The organism is Pseudanabaena mucicola FACHB-723 (assembly GCF_014696385.1).
Lineage (GTDB): Bacteria > Cyanobacteriota > Cyanobacteriia > Pseudanabaenales > Pseudanabaenaceae > Pseudanabaena.
Genome location: NZ_JACJQB010000018.1, coordinates 1 through 18,080 on the forward strand (window position 1 = coordinate 1; position 18,080 = coordinate 18,080).

Below are 18,080 nucleotides of genomic sequence, written 5' to 3' on the forward strand. Positions count from 1 at the left end.
CTATAGAGATCAATCTAAGGTATGCGGTTGGTACAGAAGGGAGTATTTACTATTATCTCAAAGGAATTACGGATATTCAGCTTAGTGAAGATCAATTACGTCAAAAGTCAGTTCGCAAAGACCCTGTGGGCTATTACGCTACCTTCACACACCAAAATCGTGCTTATTTAACCGCTTGCATTAATCCACGCGGTATATCGACCGTCACCCAAGAGCAATTTAATGACAATGCAAGCGATCGAGCGATGGATCGTGAGGTGATCGTCAGTTGGTTGCTGGGGCAGAAAGATCTTCGCGATCGCAGATGTTTATGGACTTTGATGTCCACACCATTAAATACAAATAGTGATCTAGAAACTACTAATCGAAAATTAGAGAAGATCTGGTTTTTGTGGTATGAATGGTGGCAACCTCGGTTCCCCCAACCCTAGGTTTAATGCTTCTAGGTCTATACATTTATAAAACGTTTACAAACAAGCTATTTAGCCATTCCATACTGAAAATATGAGCAATTCCCCTTCAAATTCTACCGAGGTAATCACTGCTAATTTACTTCGTTTTGCTGGTTATGGACTGTTACTACTAACAATTTCTAATTTTGCCGATGCTTTAATCCCACCAAGATTTGGGCAAGATCCGACATGGGAATTTACAGCTTTAGGCAAATTAGTCGGTACTTCACCTGTACCAATTATTGGTTTGATTCTAGTGTTTTATGGTGAGTCAGCCGCAAGGTCAGCCTTTGGCAAGAAAATCCTCAAATTTCTGTCATGGATATCTTTGTTTTTGAGTATTCTCTATGTTTTGATGTTGTTAATTGGTATTAGTGCAGCAATTCGGATTAATAATAACAACAATGCCCAAGCAAGTTTAACCCTATCGCAACAGGTTGCCCAGTTTAATACTGCCAAAGAAAATTTAAAAAATACTAATGATGCTAACTTACTAAGAGCCGCAGAATTTCTCGAAAGACAATCGCCAAATGTACCTCTAGACAAGTCAAATCCAGTGCTATTGAGGCAACAGATTGAAACAGAGATTGGTAGGAGTGAAGAAAGAATTAGAAGTAATATTCAAGATGGTCAGAACCGTGCTTTTCGTCAGCTAATTAAACAAGCGGGTAAATGGTATTTTGAGGCGATTGTATCTGCTTTTATCTTGTTTGGTATTTGGAGTCAGACCAAATGGGCAAGAACTGCGGCTGTGCGGCGTAAGAAAAAAGGTTCTAAAACTCCGACTAGCTTGGGCGATATTGCCAGCGCACCAACACTTACAACTAATGCTGATAATGTTGAAAATTCTGACTCGCCATCAGAAGAACGTCCTGAGTAAATATAGCAATTCAAGTTTTGCTTAGGAGATATAGCTATGTCTAAATAAAAAAGGTGATGCTGCAACACAGCATCACCTTTTTTATTTAGACAGATTTTCTCAATAAAGCGACTAAAGGTTGCATTAACCAATGTGTGCCGATCTTCCATTGATGTTGTAATGTCGGCATTCTTAATAAATAGGCAATGCGGCGCATTGCATGGGCTGGCATTCCATCAATGGTAAACTTGCCAAAAATAGAAGCGGTTGCACCATCAATACCTAAGCTAATAAATTCGCCGAGGGGAATGTAACTAAAGGGGACTAAGGATTTTTGATTGAGGCTTGCCCAGATATTCCATGCACAATATTGAGACTGCTGGAAGGCAACCTGTGCGGTAGCGGGAACTACATTACCATTGGAGTCCAAACAGCTTGCCAAGTCGCCAACCGCAAATACATCGGCTTGACCTTTGACGGTTAGGTTTTGCTCAGTTGCGATCGCACCTTGACGACTATGCTCAACGGGTAAGGTTTGCAACATTTTTGAGAAGGTGCTACCCACTGTCCATAACACAATATCAACGGGTAAGGTGTCACTACCATCGGCATAGTCAAGGGTAACTTCCCCATCGCTAATTTGCGAAACCCTTGTATTGAGGTCTGTCCAAACGCCACGTTTAGAGAGAGCCGTCTCAGCAATCTTGCGATTTGCAGCAGTGGAATCATTGAGGATTTTGTCATTGCGATCGACTAGGCGCACTCGACCACGATCCTGAAGTCGATCAGCGATTTTACAGGCAAGTTCGACACCACTGCTGCCACCACCAGCGATACAGACACGAATTTTGTCGCGATTTGAGGCTTCTAATAGTTCTAACTTACTATTGAGGCGATAGAAGTCATTGAGATTACGAAAGGGAATTGCATATTCGGATGCACCATCCACAAGGTTGGTTGGAGTTTCGCCGCCAATTGCTAAGACTAGTCGATCGTAGGTCAATGTGCTTTTTTGCCCAATATTAACTTCTACTTGTTTGGTATTGAAGTCAATATTCGTAACTAGTCCCTGCACAAATTGAATGCCCGTGTCTGCTAATAACTCCGTAAATGTGGGCGCAATTTCCCATTCCTGCATTTCATTAGTGACTAGTTCGTAGAGAAATGGGGTAAATACAAAGCGATCGCATTTATCAACAAGGATAATTTCAGGCATGATCGCCCAAGGTAGGCGAGCGAGATTAAGTGCAGTATACAATCCGCCAAAACCACCACCAAGAATACAAATTCGTGTCATCAGAAAATCCAGTTTGTTTTCTTTATTTTATAGTAAGCACCATTGTTAAATTTTGGTTAACCACAGGTTATTGATACTCGCTTGCATCCCTTTGTTACCTTTCGATATTGTTGTGTTTAACAATATTTTTACTATTGGGGGTTTGTGTGATTAAATCCGTCTTACTGGCTCACCTGTCGCAAGAACAATCCTTGATATGGCACGATGTCTTGCTAGCTCATAAAATCGAAGTGTGGGCATTCCATGAATCAGAGGATTTACTGCATATGTTGGAGCAGAAGCGGACCTCTAATCAAGGCTTGCCTCAGCTAGTGATCTCTGACATGTATGGGATTAGACCAGGTGGCAGCGGACTGTTACTAGCAACAGAGCTTTGTAAGTGGTGTGCTGATTATGTACCACAAATGAAGGTTTTGTTGATTAATCCGCGTCAATCCCAAATTAAGGAAGTTGAGAAAAAGTGGGCAATTCGTCGTGGGGCGATCGACCTGTTGCCGCAAATATCTGCCAAGAATTTAAGTTCTGCTTTTGTAACTGTCGCTAGAGCCTTAGAGATTGAGGTAAAACCCAAAGTTTTAACTAGTGTCATTAAAAATATTCAACGTCAACAGCAACATGCTGATAAAGGAGCGATTCAAGGCAAAAATATTCGTCAAACTGCGACGCAGGAGCTAGCGCGCAAAATGGCGATGATTCCTTTGATGGTGATGGCAAATGAGCCTGAAATTGAACTAAATGAAGATAAACCATTACTGAATCCAAAAAAGCAACTGGCTTTAGACTCGAATATTGCTGAATTAGATCTTTTTGATACTCATGTTGATTTAGATAAAACAGGAGCCTTTACAAAACAACTATTTAAAGATAATCCGATTCTGCCCGCCCTTATTGTCTACGATCGCAATGAGTATGTGGGTATGCTGTCGCGGCGGCGATTTTTAGAATGTTTGAGCCGTCCCTATGCCCTTGAGTTATTCACTAAGAGACCTTTGCGGGTTCTATATGAGCAAGTTAATGTCGAGGTTCTGGAACTAGATGGGAATATGCCAATTGTGACGGCATCACAATTAGCCTTAAGTCGTCCTGATGATGAAATCTATGAACCTGTGATCGTTCGTCTTGCTGATGATCAACATGCAGTGCTGGATGTGCATAGCCTTTTACAGTCACAGTCACATATCCATGAGCTAGCCACTAAGCTTTTGCGCGAACAAGCTCAAACTACGATGTTCCAAACGGAAAAGATGGCAAGTTTAGGACAAATTGTGGCGGAGGTTTCCCATGATATCCGTAATCCTGCCGTAAAAATCCATAATAATACCGAATCCCTTGTGACCTATATCGATGGATTAATGAAGATCTTGAGAACCTATGAGAAGGAATATGGCACGAAATCACCGACAATTAGCAAAATGCTTGAAGAAGTTGAATGGGAATTAATTCGTGCGGACTTACCTCAAGTTGTGCAGGGAATTCGTTCGGGTTCGAGGTATTTGAATCGATTGGTAGATACATTGCAGTCTCTTTCTCATATGGAAGATCACTCGACCCCAGGCCCACTTAGTATCGTCGAATGTGTGGAAAGTAGTTTGACAATCTTGAGTGGACGCACCAAAGGAGTTCAAATTGTCAAAAAATATGGTGAGGTTCCTCAAGTAAATGGACTTTGCGATCGCATAATTCAGGTATTTATTAATTTGATTAGTAATGCTATTGATGCCTTGCTAGATTTGAAGTTACACCCTGAGCTAATCGAGCAACGTGAGCATATGCTCCTGCGTGAAGATGCGCGTTTTGAGGATGGTTTAGCATATAGTAACGTGCAAACTGATGTGGAAACCACATGGCAGCCTTTAGTAATGATCAGTTCTGCGATCGCAACTATTGATAATCGTGATTGGGTATCGATTAAGATTGCTGACAATGGCATGGGCATTCCGTCAGACATGCAAAATCATATTTTCGATAGTTTCTTTACTAACAAGGGGGATAACAAGCGGACTGGTTTGGGTTTAGCAGTATGTCATCAGGTGATTACGCAGCAACATCACGGCAAAATAATTTTGCGATCTCCCTATCTCAATTACAAAGGTGATGTGACGATTGGTAGTGAGTTTGAAGTGTTATTACCAATTTAAGACTTACGCAAATTGAATATAGGGGCAATTCATGAATTGCCCCTATATTCAATTTTTAATCTCCACTGTTTGGGTGGCACAGGTTAATCGTTTGTAGAAAATCGCTCCGAAGGAGCGATTTTCTACTGTATTGCTAATAATTACTAGCGGTTTTACGGTGATGAATTGCCGTTAAACCATTGGACTGTAATAGTTTGCCATTCTCCACAGTCGCATAGACAATCCAATGATCGCCACATTCCATCCTTTGCGCGACACGACATTCTAAATATGCCAGACTCTCCGTAAGAATTAAACCTCCTTGCCCTGCTTCCACCTGTACATCCTTAAACCGATCTTCTGCAGGTGCAAACTTTTTCATGAAATGCTTGCGAATCTGTTTCCCTTGTTCAAGAATATTCAAAACAAAATGATCGCCTTCGTACAGGTAGGACTCAATCGCCCGATCCTTCGCCACTGCGATTGTTAAGCCGGGAGGATTAAAGGTCGCTTGCGATACCCACGAAGCTAACATGGCGGATGAGATTTCGCCGCGCTTAACAGTCAGTACACAAAGAGAACCCACAATCCTACCTACAGCTTGCTCAACAGTGCTGCCGGGATTAAGCGTTGTTCGCACTTTCTTCGCTCGTTTCAAAGCTTGAGCAAAGTCAGTGCCAGTTTCTTCGCACATCTGGAGGGTCGCTTCAGTGGGCGTAAACTTAATCCTGATTGGTTCAAAGGCGAGGGTATAACCTGCGTCCTTAAGTTTGCCAGCAATAATATCTACGGCTTCACCACTCCAGCCATAGGAACCAAAAACACCTGCTTGATAACTTTTAGTTGCTGTTGATAAAACGATACCTAGCGCCGTTTGCACTTGAGTTGGCAAATGACCTCCCAAGGTAGGCGAGCCAATCAAGAAACCTGACGACTTCTCGATCGCAATTTTGATTTCCTCTGGCTCCGCATTTTCACAATTGATTAGCTCAACTGCCACCCCTGCCTTCGTAATTCCCTTTGCCAGAGCATTGGCAATCGTTGTGGTATTGCCATAGGCAGACGCAAACAACAATGCTACCGAAATATTTTGTTGCTTCTGAGCTTCACTCCATTGACGATAAAGATTCACTAATTCACGCAATCCATAACGCAACATCGGCCCATGACCAGGGGCATAAAACACAGCAGGGATATCCGCAATTTTATCGAGGGCAGATTCCACTTGGCGGACTTGGTTCGCCATGGTGCTATCGAAATAATAGCGGCGATCACCTAGCAAATGACTCCAACCCTCATCAAAGACCTGATCACCACAGATATGCGCCCCAAAGAACTTATCTGTATAGAGAATCTGCGTCTTGACATCATAGGTACACATTTGATCGGGCTGTCTAGGCGTGGATGTGGGAATAAACCGCAGAATGTGACCTTTGCCCAGATCAAGATTTTCTTCGCCGCGCACGACTTGGATTTTAAGGTGATCGCCAAATTTTTCCTCTAGGTTTTGACGTAATGCGATCGCACCCGCATTTGTGCAAACAAAAGTAATACGATTATTGATGGCTAGTAACGCCTTGAGGGTTTCAATGCGGTTTTGGTTGACATGCCCCAAAATCACATAGCTAATATCGAGAATATTTATACGTTTACGTAATTCATTCAGATAAATTTCTGTAAAAGTTTCCCCTGGTGGATCAATTAGCGCTTGTAAAGTCCCTTGAATGAGAAAAGAGTTGGCGGTAGTCCCTTTTTCAAGGGCATATTCAACTTCAAACCGTAAACGATTCCAACTACGCGATCGCAACGCAAAGGTTTCGTCAGCAATATAAATTGCTTGGACATCACGGGGTTTAGTCTTATTCACAATCGCACTCTCCAAAATTATAGACTGATGGTTCTAGTTTACTGATTATTGATTGCGAGAGGATATAGAGTTTAAGGTTTTCAGGAGTTCAGCATAGTTAAAAATTCCAACCAAATTTTTGCACCCTCGTAGCGGGCGGCAAAAAATCAACCATTGTCAATCTTTATAAAGCTTGGTGAATAAATGTAATACCATTCCTATGCGGCTGCGGCTCCGTCAGTATAATGAGAATGCGTCCAAGGTTCTTCTAAATATAGCGAAAACCTAGATGCAATTCTTCTGATTTTGACGAGGAAGTTACATCATGACTAGTTCATTTTTGGCTACAGAACTGTCGAGAACCGTTCCCAAAGAACAAGCATTGATACTTTGGTTTGAAGAGGTGGGGATTGCCGATATTCCGCTTGTGGGCGGAAAAAATGCATCACTAGGGGAAATGATTCGACAACTTCAACCCAAAGGTGTGAATGTTCCCAATGGATTTGCAACCACTGCCTACGCTTTTCGTTATTTCATTGAGAAAGCAGGTCTAGAAGTCAAATTGCGCGAACTCTTCGCCGATCTGAACATTGATGACATGAATAATCTGCGCGATCGCGGTCGCATGGCACGCGCTTTAGTTCTAAGCACGCCATTCCCCGACGATCTACAAATGGCGATCGCTATGTCCTATCAAAGACTTTGCGACTGCGAATTATCCTGCGGTAAAGAAGCTGATGTTGCTGTCCGTTCTAGCGCCACGGCTGAAGACTTACCCGATGCCAGTTTCGCAGGGCAACAGGAAACCTATCTCAATGTCTACGGTGCGAATGAAGTTGTCGATGCTTGCCATCGATGTTTTGCTTCCCTATTCACCGATCGCGCCATTTCCTACCGCACGATCAACGGCTTCGATCATTTCGATATCGCTCTCTCCGTCGGCGTACAAAAAATGGTACGTTCCGACCTTGCCGCCTCTGGTGTGATGTTCTCCATCGACACCGAGACAGGCTTCAAAAATGCAGCGTTAATCACTGCCGCCTATGGCTTAGGTGAAAACGTGGTGCAGGGTGCAGTCAACCCAGATGAGTATTTCGTTTTCAAACCAACTCTCAAACAAGGCTTCCGTCCGATTCTCGAAAAACGCCTCGGCACCAAAGAAATCAAGATGGTCTATGACATTGGTGGCGGTAAGCTGACCAAGAATATTCCTGTCCCAGTTTCGGAACGAGTCAAGTTCGCAATTACCGATGAAGAGATTCTCAAACTTGGAGAATGGGCTTGCATCATCGAAGATCATTATTCAGAAGTACGCGGCAAGCTCTCGCCGATGGATATTGAATGGGCAAAAGATGGACGCACTGGGGAATTGTTCATCGTTCAGGCAAGACCTGAAACTGTACAGTCCCAAAAGTCAGGCAACATTCTCAAGAACTACAAGCTGAATGGTTCTAGTGATGTGCTGATTACAGGTCGCGCTGTGGGCGAGATGATCGGTCAAGGCAAGGCGAATGTGATTTTGGAAGTCCATAACATCGAAGATTTTCAAGCAGGTGAAGTGCTAGTCACCAACAAGACTGACCCCGACTGGGAACCAATCATGAAAAAGGCTAGTGCGATCGTCACGAACCAAGGTGGACGCACCTGCCACGCCGCCATCATTGCGCGAGAAATGGGTATTCCTGCGATCGTCGGTTGTGGCAATGCCACAGGCATTCTCAAAACAGGGCAAGAAGTCACGATTTCCTGTGCAGAAGGAGAAGAAGGCAAAGTTTACGAAGGGCTAGTCCCCTTTGAAGTCATAGAAACTTCCCTTGATAATTTGCCTAAACTCTCTACCAAGATCTTGATGAATGTGGGCAATCCCGAAGAAGCCTTTGGCTTATCTTCCATCCCCTGCGATGGCGTTGGCTTAGCCCGTATGGAGTTCATCATCGCTAACCACATCAAAGCACATCCCCTCGCCTTGATGAACTTCGACACCCTCGAAAACAAAGCCGCAAAATGGGAAATCTCGCAACTGACAGCCCGCTACGAAAATAAGGCTGATTTCTTTGTAGACAAGTTGGCTCACGGTATCGGCACGATCGCCGCCGCATTTTATCCCAAACCCGTTGTAGTCAGAATGTCCGACTTCAAGAGCAACGAGTACGCCAACTTACTCGGTGGTCGCGCTTTTGAACCTACCGAAGAAAATCCGATGATCGGCTGGCGTGGCGCATCCCGCTACTACGATCCGAAATACCGCGAAGCCTATGGGTTGGAATGTCAAGCTCTGAAGCGCGTCCGCGATGTCATGGGTTTAACTAACGTGATTCCGATGATTCCATTCTGTCGCACTCCCGAAGAAGGTCGTAAGGTACTTGCAGAAATGGAAAAACATGGCTTGAAACGTGGCGAAAATGGTCTAGAAGTATATGTGATGTGCGAAATCCCCAGTAACGTGATCTTGGCGGATGAATTCTCACAAGTCTTTGACGGCTTCTCCATTGGTTCTAATGACCTCACCCAGTTGACTCTGGGCTTAGACCGTGATTCTTCCCTTGTTGCCCACATCTTTGATGAACGCAATGAAGCAGTTAAGTCTATGGTTCGTACTGTCATTCAAAAGGCGAAAGCAAACCATCGCAAGATTGGTATCTGTGGTCAAGCTCCGAGCGATTATCCTGAATTTGCCAAGTTCCTTGTTGAGCAGGGCATTGACTCAATTAGTCTTAATCCTGATTCTGTCTTAAAGACGATGCTAGAACTGGCGAAAATGTAAACAAAAAAGGCAGCGCTTAAGCGCTGCCTTTTTTGTGCTAAAAATCATAAGGTGATCGCATTCAGCAAAACAACAACATCAAATATGGCAAAAATATCCCTTTGCGATCGCTGTAATTTTTACTCCCACAGTCAACTTTTAGTCTGTGCAGTTCACCCCTATGGGCCACAATGGGGAATTTGTGCAGACTTTGCCTCAGCCGAGCTATGGGAGCCCGACGACCCCAAAATCTACGATCCTGCCATGGAATCTGAATGCGGTTGGCATCCCATCTTTACGGGGAAATGCCCTGAATGCCGCACCCCATTTTCAAGAATGCGCCTACCTCCAGAACAATGGCGATGCAAGTGCTGCGGTTGGGAAGATGATGAGTGAGCAATAGAGCAATATAGTAAAGCTAAATTATTTACTCTTTGCGATCGACTCCATAAACATCACGACCCTTAATATTCTCGATTGTATTCAATACCGCCGCCGCTGCTGCCATAATATCCCGTTCTTCGCCACCAAGATATAAGCGGCCAAAACTGCCCACCGCCACAATTTCTAAAATATTAATCGAAGCCGCTTTTTCGGCTTCATTGGCAGCAAGTGCGGCATAGGCGGCAGGCTCTACTTCCATAATGTACAGAGTTTGACCAGACAAAAGCATCTGACCACGCCGAAAACGATTAATCAGTTGTGTCTGATGTGCGTCCACATTGCGAATAATTTGGCTAGATAACAATCTTGGTTTAATGCGATCCTCTTCAGAAACTCCCAACATTTGCAAAATTGCCCTACCCGCCGCTTGTGTTTCCCCCTGACTTGCCGAGTGGATTTCTAACAAACCATACAAGCGTTCGACAATCTGGACACCTGGTCTTACCGAAGTTGATTTGAGTGCAACATCAGTGATGCGATTAATTTCAATGCCTGGGGAAATCTCGATCCAGAGAGATGTGTCACCGGGGAGTGGCAAAAATCCTTGTGCGATCGTTCCTAAATAAGCAGCATGTTGCTTCTGAAGATTGTCTAAATAGACATAGCTGCGTAAATCGATACCCAAAAAATTCTTCTCCCACTCGGCTTTTACTGGGCATGATTAGCGATCTAAACCTAAAAATTTAGACAACCTACCCAATGTGTCATTTTATAGCAATATCGCTACAGCCATTTACATTGTGGATGATATTGCGAGTGGTTGTTTATAAACCAGCTTGAGCTTTTGCCACAACTTGACCATCTTTAAACTCAATGATGGCGTTACTACCCTCTGGGTTTTGCCAAGAATAAACGCGACCAATACTTTCTCCTGAGCTATTTTCGGCAATAACTTTACCTGACACCCCAAAAATCTTCTCTACTTGGGCAATGCTCATTCCTTTTTGAATGCGGTTGAATTTATCTAAGGTAATCAGCCGCTCTTCTTGAGGTATCTCTGTATCAATATTCAATAGCTGATCAGCGCCAGAATTACCGTTAATTGGTGTTTTTAGCAGTTTCTCATTAGGCTGGTTTGCCTTGACTGGGGCTGAATTCTTGATTGACATTGTTGCTTGAGGCGATGGCGAAGTAGCCAAAGAATTTGAATCTATCGTATTTTTATTAGTCAAGGCTCTAACGGTTACACCGATGCCTAAGCCTAGTAACACAATCGATAGTCCTATGGTCATTAGCTGCCAGTAATTGACCTGACTATGGCGGTGGGAATGCCTTGAGCGACTGCTTTGGTGGGGTGCAAGTGCTAAATTTGGCAACTTATTCAGGTCGATTTTGGGAGCATGTGGGTCTACGACAGGCTCGTTATTGATTGGGACAAGCTGATTCTTTTGATAAATTTTTGCGATCGCTCTTTGGAGGACTGACTGCTTGGAAAGCTGTGGTTCTGGCAAGCGCGTACCAATTTCTTCTGCAAGCAGGTCAGAAGACTGTAAGGATGGATTTGATTGCTCTACCATAAACTGCTCCGTCCATAGTAGGTGTTGCTCTTGCCTTTCTTCATCGTTACGCCAATAATGAATCCTAAATTTTGCAACTGATTCTACATGCAAGTTTTGGATTTGGTTACGCACTAATGTCAGCAGTTTTTCTTTGTCAATGGCTGAATTTGTCCGAATTTGTATGTCTAATCGACTGTCATTAATCTTTACCTCAACGCTGAGTTTCTCAATCCCTAGAGGCTGCAAATCTTGACGCAGGATATTTGCGATCGCATCGGGATCTCTGTGATGGGTAAACTTGGCAATCGAAAGCATATTGATTAGTCTTCCTAATAAACTAACCCATGAATAGATTTAACTATTGCTGGTTGTTATTTTGTTTCATCTTATTGCATATACACTACACCTATTTCCTAAGGGCTGCGATCGGCTAAATTGCGTGATTGCATCTACTTAAATGTTGTCATTAAGCATAACAATCTAATCGGTCTAATCGGTCTGCAACCATGCCACGCGCTATAACCCCTATTCTCTATGTGTTTCTCGATACCTAAGTATGAATAAATTTCAATCTTGTACATCACAAAGGAGATAAATCCTGATAGGGTTAGTTTGGAAACTGTAACTCAAATCTTTTGTAATCCACAGAATTCATGAAAGTACTGGTAATTGGTGGCGACGGTTATTGCGGATGGGCGACAGCTTTACATCTGGCTAATAAAGGATATGAAGTTGGTGTACTAGATAGTTTAATTCGCCGACATTGGGATAATGAGTTAGGTGTGGCAACTCTTACCCCGATCGCATCTATTCAAGAGCGCATCTACAAATGGCAAGCGGTTTCAGGACAGAAAATTGAATTGTTTGTTGGCGATATTACTAATTACGAGTTTGTGCAGAAGACATTCCGTAGTTTTGAGCCTGATGCCCTTGTTCACTTTGGCGAACAGCGCTCAGCACCATTCTCGATGATCGATCGTGAACATGCCGTCATGACTCAAGTCAACAATGTGGTAGGCACATTAAACTTGCTTTATGCGATCAAAGAGCATAATCCTGACTGCCATCTCGTCAAGCTCGGTACGATGGGTGAATATGGTACGCCTAACATTGATATTGAAGAAGGCTATATCACTATTGAGCATAATGGTCGCAAAGATACTTTGCCCTATCCTAAACAACCCGGTAGTTTTTATCACCTCAGTAAGGTGCATGATAGCCATAATATCCACTTTGCTTGTAAAACATGGGGCTTACGGGCTACCGATCTTAACCAAGGCGTAGTTTATGGTGTGCTGACCGAAGAGACTGGTAGTGATGAAATGCTGATCAACCGCCTCGATTACGATGGTGTATTTGGTACTGCCCTCAATCGTTTTTGCATTCAAGCCGCAGTTGGGCATCCTTTGACGGTCTATGGTAGTGGTGGACAAACTCGCAGTTTCCTCGATATTCGTGATACTGTCCGCTGCATTGAACTTGCGATCGCAACTCCCGCCGAAGCTGGCAAGATGCGTGTCTTTAATCAATTTACAGAGCTTTTCTCGATTCGAGATCTTGCTTTTATGGTGCAGAAAGCTGGGCAAACCCTTGGTATCAAGGTGGAAGTCAACAACATCGAAAATCCTCGTGTTGAGCTAGAAGAACATTATTTCAACGCAAAAAACACCAATCTCCTTGATCTTGGCTTGCAACCTCACTTTTTATCAGATGCGCTGATCGACTCATTGCTCAACTTTGCCATCAAATATCGCGATCGCATCGACCAAAAGCAAATTTTACCTAAAGTCAAATGGCGCAATTAAATATAAAACCAGAACCTGTAGCGCATGCTGCGCGTGCGCCACAGGTTCTGGTTTTGGGTTTTAACTATAACTAGCTATCCAAATTCACAAAAAGATAGGCGACATTTGGTGTCGCCTATCTTTTTGCATGTAGAGGTTTAGTCCCTGCGGTAGAAGATTTAAAGAAAGAAAAGAGGTATCGTTAGTTACATTAAAGAATTGTCAAGCCCTTCTTACCGAACCTACCATGACAGCTTCTACAAAAACCTTGCGCGTTTTGGTGGTGGATGACCACGAACTGACCCGATGTACCCTAAAATTGGCACTCTCCCTACAATCTTGCATTAGCAATGTAGAAGTTGCAACTAATGGCAAAGAAGCGATCGCACAGGTTCATAAACATGAACCCGACGTTGTCGTTATGGACTTGCACATGCCTGTTATGGATGGTTGGACAGCATCTAGCACGATCAAAACAGAATTTCCTCACATTAAAATAGTCGCCTACTCTGCCGCTGATGGTGGTAAAGCCCAAGCAATTTCTAATGGTGCAATGATTGATGCTTTTTGCGACAAGGGCGCTTGCACTCGCAGTTTACTTGAAGCAATCAAAAGTGTTGCTTAAAACTTTTTGAAATGGGTGATGCGAAAGCATCACCCATTTTTATGTAGTTGGTTTAGTGGGGGATAATAACTTTGCGGCAATAATGCCACCAATAAACCCAAATAAATGCCCCTCCCACGAAATATATGATCGCGTTGGCAACACTCCCCAGAGCAGACTGCCATAGGTAACGGCAATCGCCACTGAAATTGCGATCGCAACAAAACTGCGGTCAAAGTAGCCACGAAATAGTAAATAGCCAAAGTAGCCAAAAATCACACCACTCGCGCCAATATGTGTGGTGCATGGCCTACCAATTAACCAAGTCCCTAAGCCCGCCACCAGAGCTGCCATAAAGGAAACAAAGTAAAAATCTTTGATATTGCGAATCATAATCAGCCATCCAAAAATAATGAATGGGACTGTATTAGAAACGATGTGATAGAAACTGCCGTGCAAAAATGGCGCAAACAAAATACCGCGTAAACCAATAAAACTATGTGGCACAATCCCTAATGCATTCAGTCCTCGACGTAAGCCACAGCCATTAGCAATGACTAAAATTTTCTCAAGGATAAATTCATTAAGGATAAAGACGACCCACAAAATTGCTACGAATGCTGCCAAGGTTTTGATTTGGGTCTTGAGTTCGCTGCCGATGGTTTGTAGATTCTGTTTCACGATTTTTTGCTACAGAGTAAACTTACTCAACTATAGCAAGCCTATTCGATGCTACTCAATCAAAGAAGCCTTGGCAGTTGGTTAGGTTTTCGGCTTTTCTTGAGCTTTTGCTTGAGCCTGTTTAGCCTTCTCTTGTTCTTGTTTGCGTTGATTCTCATTTAAAATCTGAGAAACCCATAAGCAACCAACAACTATCAACGCCCCAATGAGTTCCATGTCAATTCGGAGTAAATTTGGATAGATCTATATATATCAATGAAAGCTTTGCTTAGGAGATAAACCCCAAAAATGAGTTGCGGCGTAAAATTAAAAAGGCAAAGTCAAATCCTAAATTCAGCGCTGTTGAATTTGATTGATTACAGTCAGAAATATTGTTTAATGATTTCTGTTTTGTTTTGGAGAAATAGGTGATCAGATCTGCGGGTGGGGAGATTGCGATCGCAATTTGATATCAAGATTTTAGGACATCAGTTTGTTGAAAATCTGCAAATATTCTTTTTCACGAAAATCATATTTTTGTGCAACAATCCTGTATGAGATATAACAACGCTGTGCTACGCGATATTGTTTCCCCTGTAACATTATCTCTTTGGCAATAAAGTAGTTCCGCATAGCTAAAAAATTATATAGAGATTTATCTATGACTTCATGGCAAGTTAATGATCGTATTTCCAGCTTAGTAAATAAATACAAGTCCCATGCTGATTTTTTTTCTATTAGGGTAGAACGCTTACAAGGGGCAGATATTTTTTTACGCAGTGGCAAGGTGGAAACACTAAGCACAGGAATTTCGATTGGTGGACAAGTGAGAGCTTGTCACCGTGGCGGGTGGGGATTTGCCAGCTTTAATGATTTAAATAGTTTAGAAAGTAAGCTGCAAGAAGCAATTGCATCGGCAAAATGGGTCGGTAACGAAGAAACGGTATTGGCAGAAGTTGAGCCTGTTCAAACCAAAGTGTCATTAATTCAAGACAATCCGCATCAGGTGTCCCTCCATATCAAAAAGGATCTATGCAGTCATTACACCGAGATTTTGCGATCGTGTTCAGACAGGGTGGTTAGCACAGCAGTCCGCTATGGCGACTGCACGCAGCAAGTCCTCTTTGCTAACTCTGAAGGAACAATGATTGAACAGGAATGGGCAGATTGGGAGTTAAGATGTTCGGCGATCGCCAGAAATGGGGATGCCGTCCAAACTGGTCGAGAAACTTTTGGTTCGCGTCTTGCCTATCAGGATTTGCTCAATTTAGATGAGCGCGTCATGGGAGCCGCCCAACGGGCGGTCACGGCGCTTGATTTGCCCACAGTAGAAGGCAATAGCTATACCGTAGTCATCGATCCAATTTTGGCAGGATTATTTGTCCACGAAGCCTTTGGACATCTCTCTGAGGCGGATATGCTCTATGAAAATCCTGACATGCTAGAAACTATGAGTATCGGGCGGAAATTTGGCTCAACTGATTTACAAATTTTCGATGGTGCTGCCCATCCTCACCATCGCGGCAGTTATCTCTATGACGATGAAGGTGTACCTGCGACGACAACACAACTAATCGCCGATGGTGTATTAGTAGGAAGGTTACATTCTCGTGAGACCGCAGGTAAGTTGGGCGAACAAGTAACGGGTAATGCACGTTGTTTGGACTATCACTACCCGCCGATTGTGAGAATGACCAATACATGGATTGGTCGTGGCAACACTTCTGTATCCGACTTATTTACGGATATTCCTGTGGGGGTATATGCCAAAAACTGGCAAGGCGGCATGACCAATGGCGAAATGTTTACCTTCACCGCAGGCGAAGCGTGGATGATTCGTGATGGCAAAATTGCTGAACCTGTTAAGGATGTCACACTGTCAGGTAATGCTTTTGAAACCTTGGCAGATATTGAAGCGATCGGCAATGACTTTATGTGGGATGAGTCAGGAGGATGCGGTAAAGGTGGTCAAAGCGGTTTAGCCGTCGGTTGCGGTGCGCCAAGTTTAAGGATCAAAAATGCGATGATTGGAGGTGATGCTAATGCCTAAAGCACAAACAGAGCTGAAGGAAGTTAATTTCCAATTAGTACAAACGATCGCCGAACAACAAATCACTGAAGATCGTTTAAATTTGCAACTGACAAGACTGAAGTTGATGTATGACTTCGTGTCAGCATTGAATGCGGCTCAATCGATTAATGAGATTTATCAAATTGCCTTAAATGGAATCTGTCCCGCATTGAGAACGACAAGGGCTGCCATCATTACTACCAAACCCAATGAAGGTTTAAAGTATCAAGCTGCCATTGGTCTAAGTGAGGTATATAAACAATCAATTGAAGATTTTTTTGCGGATACTAGCAATCAACCAGACAAAAGGTTGAAGTCTTTTCCCTACTACGCTATCTTACCGAAGGATGTGGTGTTACAAAGCCTACTTCATAATGAAGGTATTGGCGCATTAGCCGTATTCCCATTAGAATATGAGCGAAGGCATTTAGGGGATATTGTCACTTACTTTGATGCGCCTAAACAATTTAACGAAGAGGAGGTGCAGTTAATCCAAACTATCTTGACCTATATTGCGATCGCACTCACGCGCAAACAAACTGAACAAGCACTCAAAGAAAGTCAACAATTTATCCAACGTATCGCGGATACGACCCCTAGTATTCTCTATATTTACGACCTCGAAGAACATTGCAATATCTACTGTAATCAAGCAATTATGCACCTGTTAGGATATACGCCATGGGAACTGCAAAACATGGGAGAATCAGTTCTCGACAAGGTTATACATCCTGATGATCTTAGCAAGGTTAAAGAACATTACGAGCTTGTTCGCAATATTAATCCTGAAGAATGTGTCGAAGATCTATTTGTCTTTGAATACCGCATGAAAGATATCCATGACAGATGGAAATGGTTTTACAGTCAAGAAACTGTATTTCTATGGAATAGCGAAGGGAAAGTTAAGCAGACTATTGGTGCAGCCTCGGATATCACCAAATTAAAGGAAGTAGAAACAAAATTGCAATCTTCTCTATCGGAGAAGGAAGTGCTATTAAGAGAGGTTCATCATCGGGTTAAAAATAATCTCAGCGTGATTGATGGTTTGTTATCCATGCAAGCGCGTTACATCGATGATGTTGAGGCTCTAAAGGCAATTTCTGACAGCAAAAACCGTATTCATACCATGGCGTTGATTCATGAGCAACTCTATCAATCGCATCATGGTGTTGACAAAGTTGACTTTTCCGAATATCTACATCGCTTAGTTGTTAATCTCTATAGTTCCACCAATTTTAATACTGGGCAAATCGAATTAAAGCTAGATTTAAAGCCCACGATCTTAAATATTGATGCTGCAATTTCACTGGGCTTGATCGTCAATGAATTATTAACTAACTCCTTCAAATATGCCTTTCCCGATAGCAATATGGGGCTAATTGAAGTGATTTTATATAGACCAGAGCAGGAAGAAAGCCAGCTCCATTTAATTATCCGTGACAATGGTGTGGGTATCCCCGCAGGAATTAATTTTCAAGCTACAGCATCTCTAGGATTGCGATTAGTGGATATTCTGACTAAGCAACTTAGCGCGAATTTAGATCTATCCTGCAATGTCGGCACGAGTTTCCATTTTATTGTGCCAGCCTAAACTCAAACCCATAACTGGCACATTAATCTAAATATTTGGCGAATAAATTTGCGATCGCATCACAGCAAACATATTTTAAGCGCCAAAGTTTAATAGGATCGATAATAGGTTAA

At 42.9% G+C, this 18,080-nt stretch carries 14 protein-coding genes; 9 read left to right on the top strand and 5 right to left on the bottom strand.

What is annotated here, in order from left to right:
* Positions 1-431 (top strand): cyanoexosortase A system-associated protein (locus H6F41_RS10300; RefSeq protein WP_190403395.1); only part of this gene is annotated, 431 nt, incomplete at its 5' end.
* A 73-nt stretch (positions 432-504) separates the two neighbouring features.
* A complete protein-coding gene (gene hpsJ-A / locus H6F41_RS10305; RefSeq protein WP_190403396.1) occupies positions 505-1,332 on the top strand; it encodes an HpsJ-like protein, cyanoexosortase A-associated in 828 nt (275 codons plus the stop codon).
* 85 nt (positions 1,333-1,417) lie between these two features.
* Here hpsJ-A and H6F41_RS10310 read toward each other — a convergent pair whose 3' ends face one another.
* Positions 1,418-2,608: an NAD(P)/FAD-dependent oxidoreductase gene (locus tag H6F41_RS10310; protein ID WP_190403397.1), complete on the bottom strand. Its 1,191-nt coding sequence runs from the start codon at positions 2,606-2,608 to the stop codon at positions 1,418-1,420.
* Between the two features lie 146 nt (positions 2,609-2,754).
* On the opposite strand from H6F41_RS10310, the gene H6F41_RS19265 reads away from it, so the two are divergent.
* Entirely contained in the window at positions 2,755-4,746 is a 1,992-nt protein-coding gene (locus H6F41_RS19265) for a hybrid sensor histidine kinase/response regulator (RefSeq protein WP_190403398.1), read from the top strand.
* A 133-nt stretch (positions 4,747-4,879) separates the two neighbouring features.
* Here H6F41_RS19265 and H6F41_RS10320 read toward each other — a convergent pair whose 3' ends face one another.
* Positions 4,880-6,592, bottom strand: coding sequence for a diflavin flavoprotein (locus H6F41_RS10320; RefSeq protein WP_190403399.1), 1,713 nt, complete (start codon positions 6,590-6,592; stop codon positions 4,880-4,882).
* A gap of 304 nt (positions 6,593-6,896) precedes the next feature.
* Between H6F41_RS10320 and ppsA the strand changes: the two genes are divergently transcribed.
* Together ppsA and H6F41_RS10330 are read left to right on the top strand one after the other, a co-directional pair.
* On the top strand, positions 6,897-9,335 hold the full coding sequence (gene ppsA, locus H6F41_RS10325) for a phosphoenolpyruvate synthase (RefSeq protein ID WP_190403400.1): 2,439 nt from the start codon (positions 6,897-6,899) through the stop codon (positions 9,333-9,335).
* Positions 9,336-9,419: 84 nt separating this feature from the next.
* The gene (locus H6F41_RS10330) at positions 9,420-9,710 is read left to right on the top strand and encodes a hypothetical protein (protein ID WP_190403401.1); all 291 of its coding nucleotides are present in this window, start codon (positions 9,420-9,422) and stop codon (positions 9,708-9,710) included.
* 31 nt (positions 9,711-9,741) lie between these two features.
* On the opposite strand, the gene H6F41_RS10335 is transcribed toward H6F41_RS10330, so the two are convergent.
* Positions 9,742-10,383 carry a hypothetical protein gene (locus H6F41_RS10335; protein ID WP_190403402.1) on the bottom strand — a complete coding sequence of 214 codons (642 nt, stop codon included), beginning with the start codon at positions 10,381-10,383 and terminating at the stop codon, positions 9,742-9,744.
* Positions 10,384-10,522: 139 nt separating this feature from the next.
* On the bottom strand, positions 10,523-11,572 hold the full coding sequence (locus H6F41_RS10340; protein WP_190403403.1) for a hypothetical protein: 1,050 nt from the start codon (positions 11,570-11,572) through the stop codon (positions 10,523-10,525).
* A gap of 338 nt (positions 11,573-11,910) precedes the next feature.
* Between H6F41_RS10340 and H6F41_RS10345 the strand changes: the two genes are divergently transcribed.
* Positions 11,911-13,062 (top strand): UDP-sulfoquinovose synthase, encoded by a 1,152-nt coding sequence (locus H6F41_RS10345; protein WP_190403404.1) that lies wholly within the window; start codon positions 11,911-11,913, stop codon positions 13,060-13,062.
* Positions 13,063-13,288: 226 nt separating this feature from the next.
* Complete coding sequence (locus H6F41_RS10350) at positions 13,289-13,666, top strand: response regulator (protein ID WP_190403405.1); 378 nt, start codon at positions 13,289-13,291, stop codon at positions 13,664-13,666.
* A 39-nt stretch (positions 13,667-13,705) separates the two neighbouring features.
* Here the strand turns inward: H6F41_RS10350 and H6F41_RS10355 are convergent, their stop codons facing one another.
* Complete coding sequence (locus H6F41_RS10355) at positions 13,706-14,326, bottom strand: rhomboid family intramembrane serine protease (RefSeq protein ID WP_190403406.1); 621 nt, start codon at positions 14,324-14,326, stop codon at positions 13,706-13,708.
* A gap of 640 nt (positions 14,327-14,966) precedes the next feature.
* Here H6F41_RS10355 and H6F41_RS10360 point away from each other — a divergent pair.
* Positions 14,967-16,355, top strand: coding sequence for a TldD/PmbA family protein (locus H6F41_RS10360; protein WP_190403407.1), 1,389 nt, complete (start codon positions 14,967-14,969; stop codon positions 16,353-16,355).
* Positions 16,348-17,967 (top strand): sensor histidine kinase, encoded by a 1,620-nt coding sequence (locus H6F41_RS10365; RefSeq protein ID WP_190403408.1) that lies wholly within the window; start codon positions 16,348-16,350, stop codon positions 17,965-17,967. Before H6F41_RS10360 ends, H6F41_RS10365 begins: the two co-directional genes overlap by 8 nt.
* The last annotated feature ends 113 nt before the right edge of the window (positions 17,968-18,080 follow it).

Coding starts and splice junctions, on each gene's coding strand:
- hpsJ-A (WP_190403396.1), top strand. CDS start 505: ATGAGCAATTCCCCTTCAAATTCTACCGAGGTAATCACTGCTAATTTA.
- H6F41_RS10310 (WP_190403397.1), bottom strand. CDS start 2,608: ATGACACGAATTTGTATTCTTGGTGGTGGTTTTGGCGGATTGTATACT.
- ppsA (WP_190403400.1), top strand. CDS start 6,897: ATGACTAGTTCATTTTTGGCTACAGAACTGTCGAGAACCGTTCCCAAA.
- H6F41_RS10330 (WP_190403401.1), top strand. CDS start 9,420: ATGGCAAAAATATCCCTTTGCGATCGCTGTAATTTTTACTCCCACAGT.
- H6F41_RS10340 (WP_190403403.1), bottom strand. CDS start 11,572: ATGCTTTCGATTGCCAAGTTTACCCATCACAGAGATCCCGATGCGATC.
- H6F41_RS10345 (WP_190403404.1), top strand. CDS start 11,911: ATGAAAGTACTGGTAATTGGTGGCGACGGTTATTGCGGATGGGCGACA.
- H6F41_RS10350 (WP_190403405.1), top strand. CDS start 13,289: ATGACAGCTTCTACAAAAACCTTGCGCGTTTTGGTGGTGGATGACCAC.
- H6F41_RS10360 (WP_190403407.1), top strand. CDS start 14,967: ATGACTTCATGGCAAGTTAATGATCGTATTTCCAGCTTAGTAAATAAA.
- H6F41_RS10365 (WP_190403408.1), top strand. CDS start 16,348: ATGCCTAAAGCACAAACAGAGCTGAAGGAAGTTAATTTCCAATTAGTA.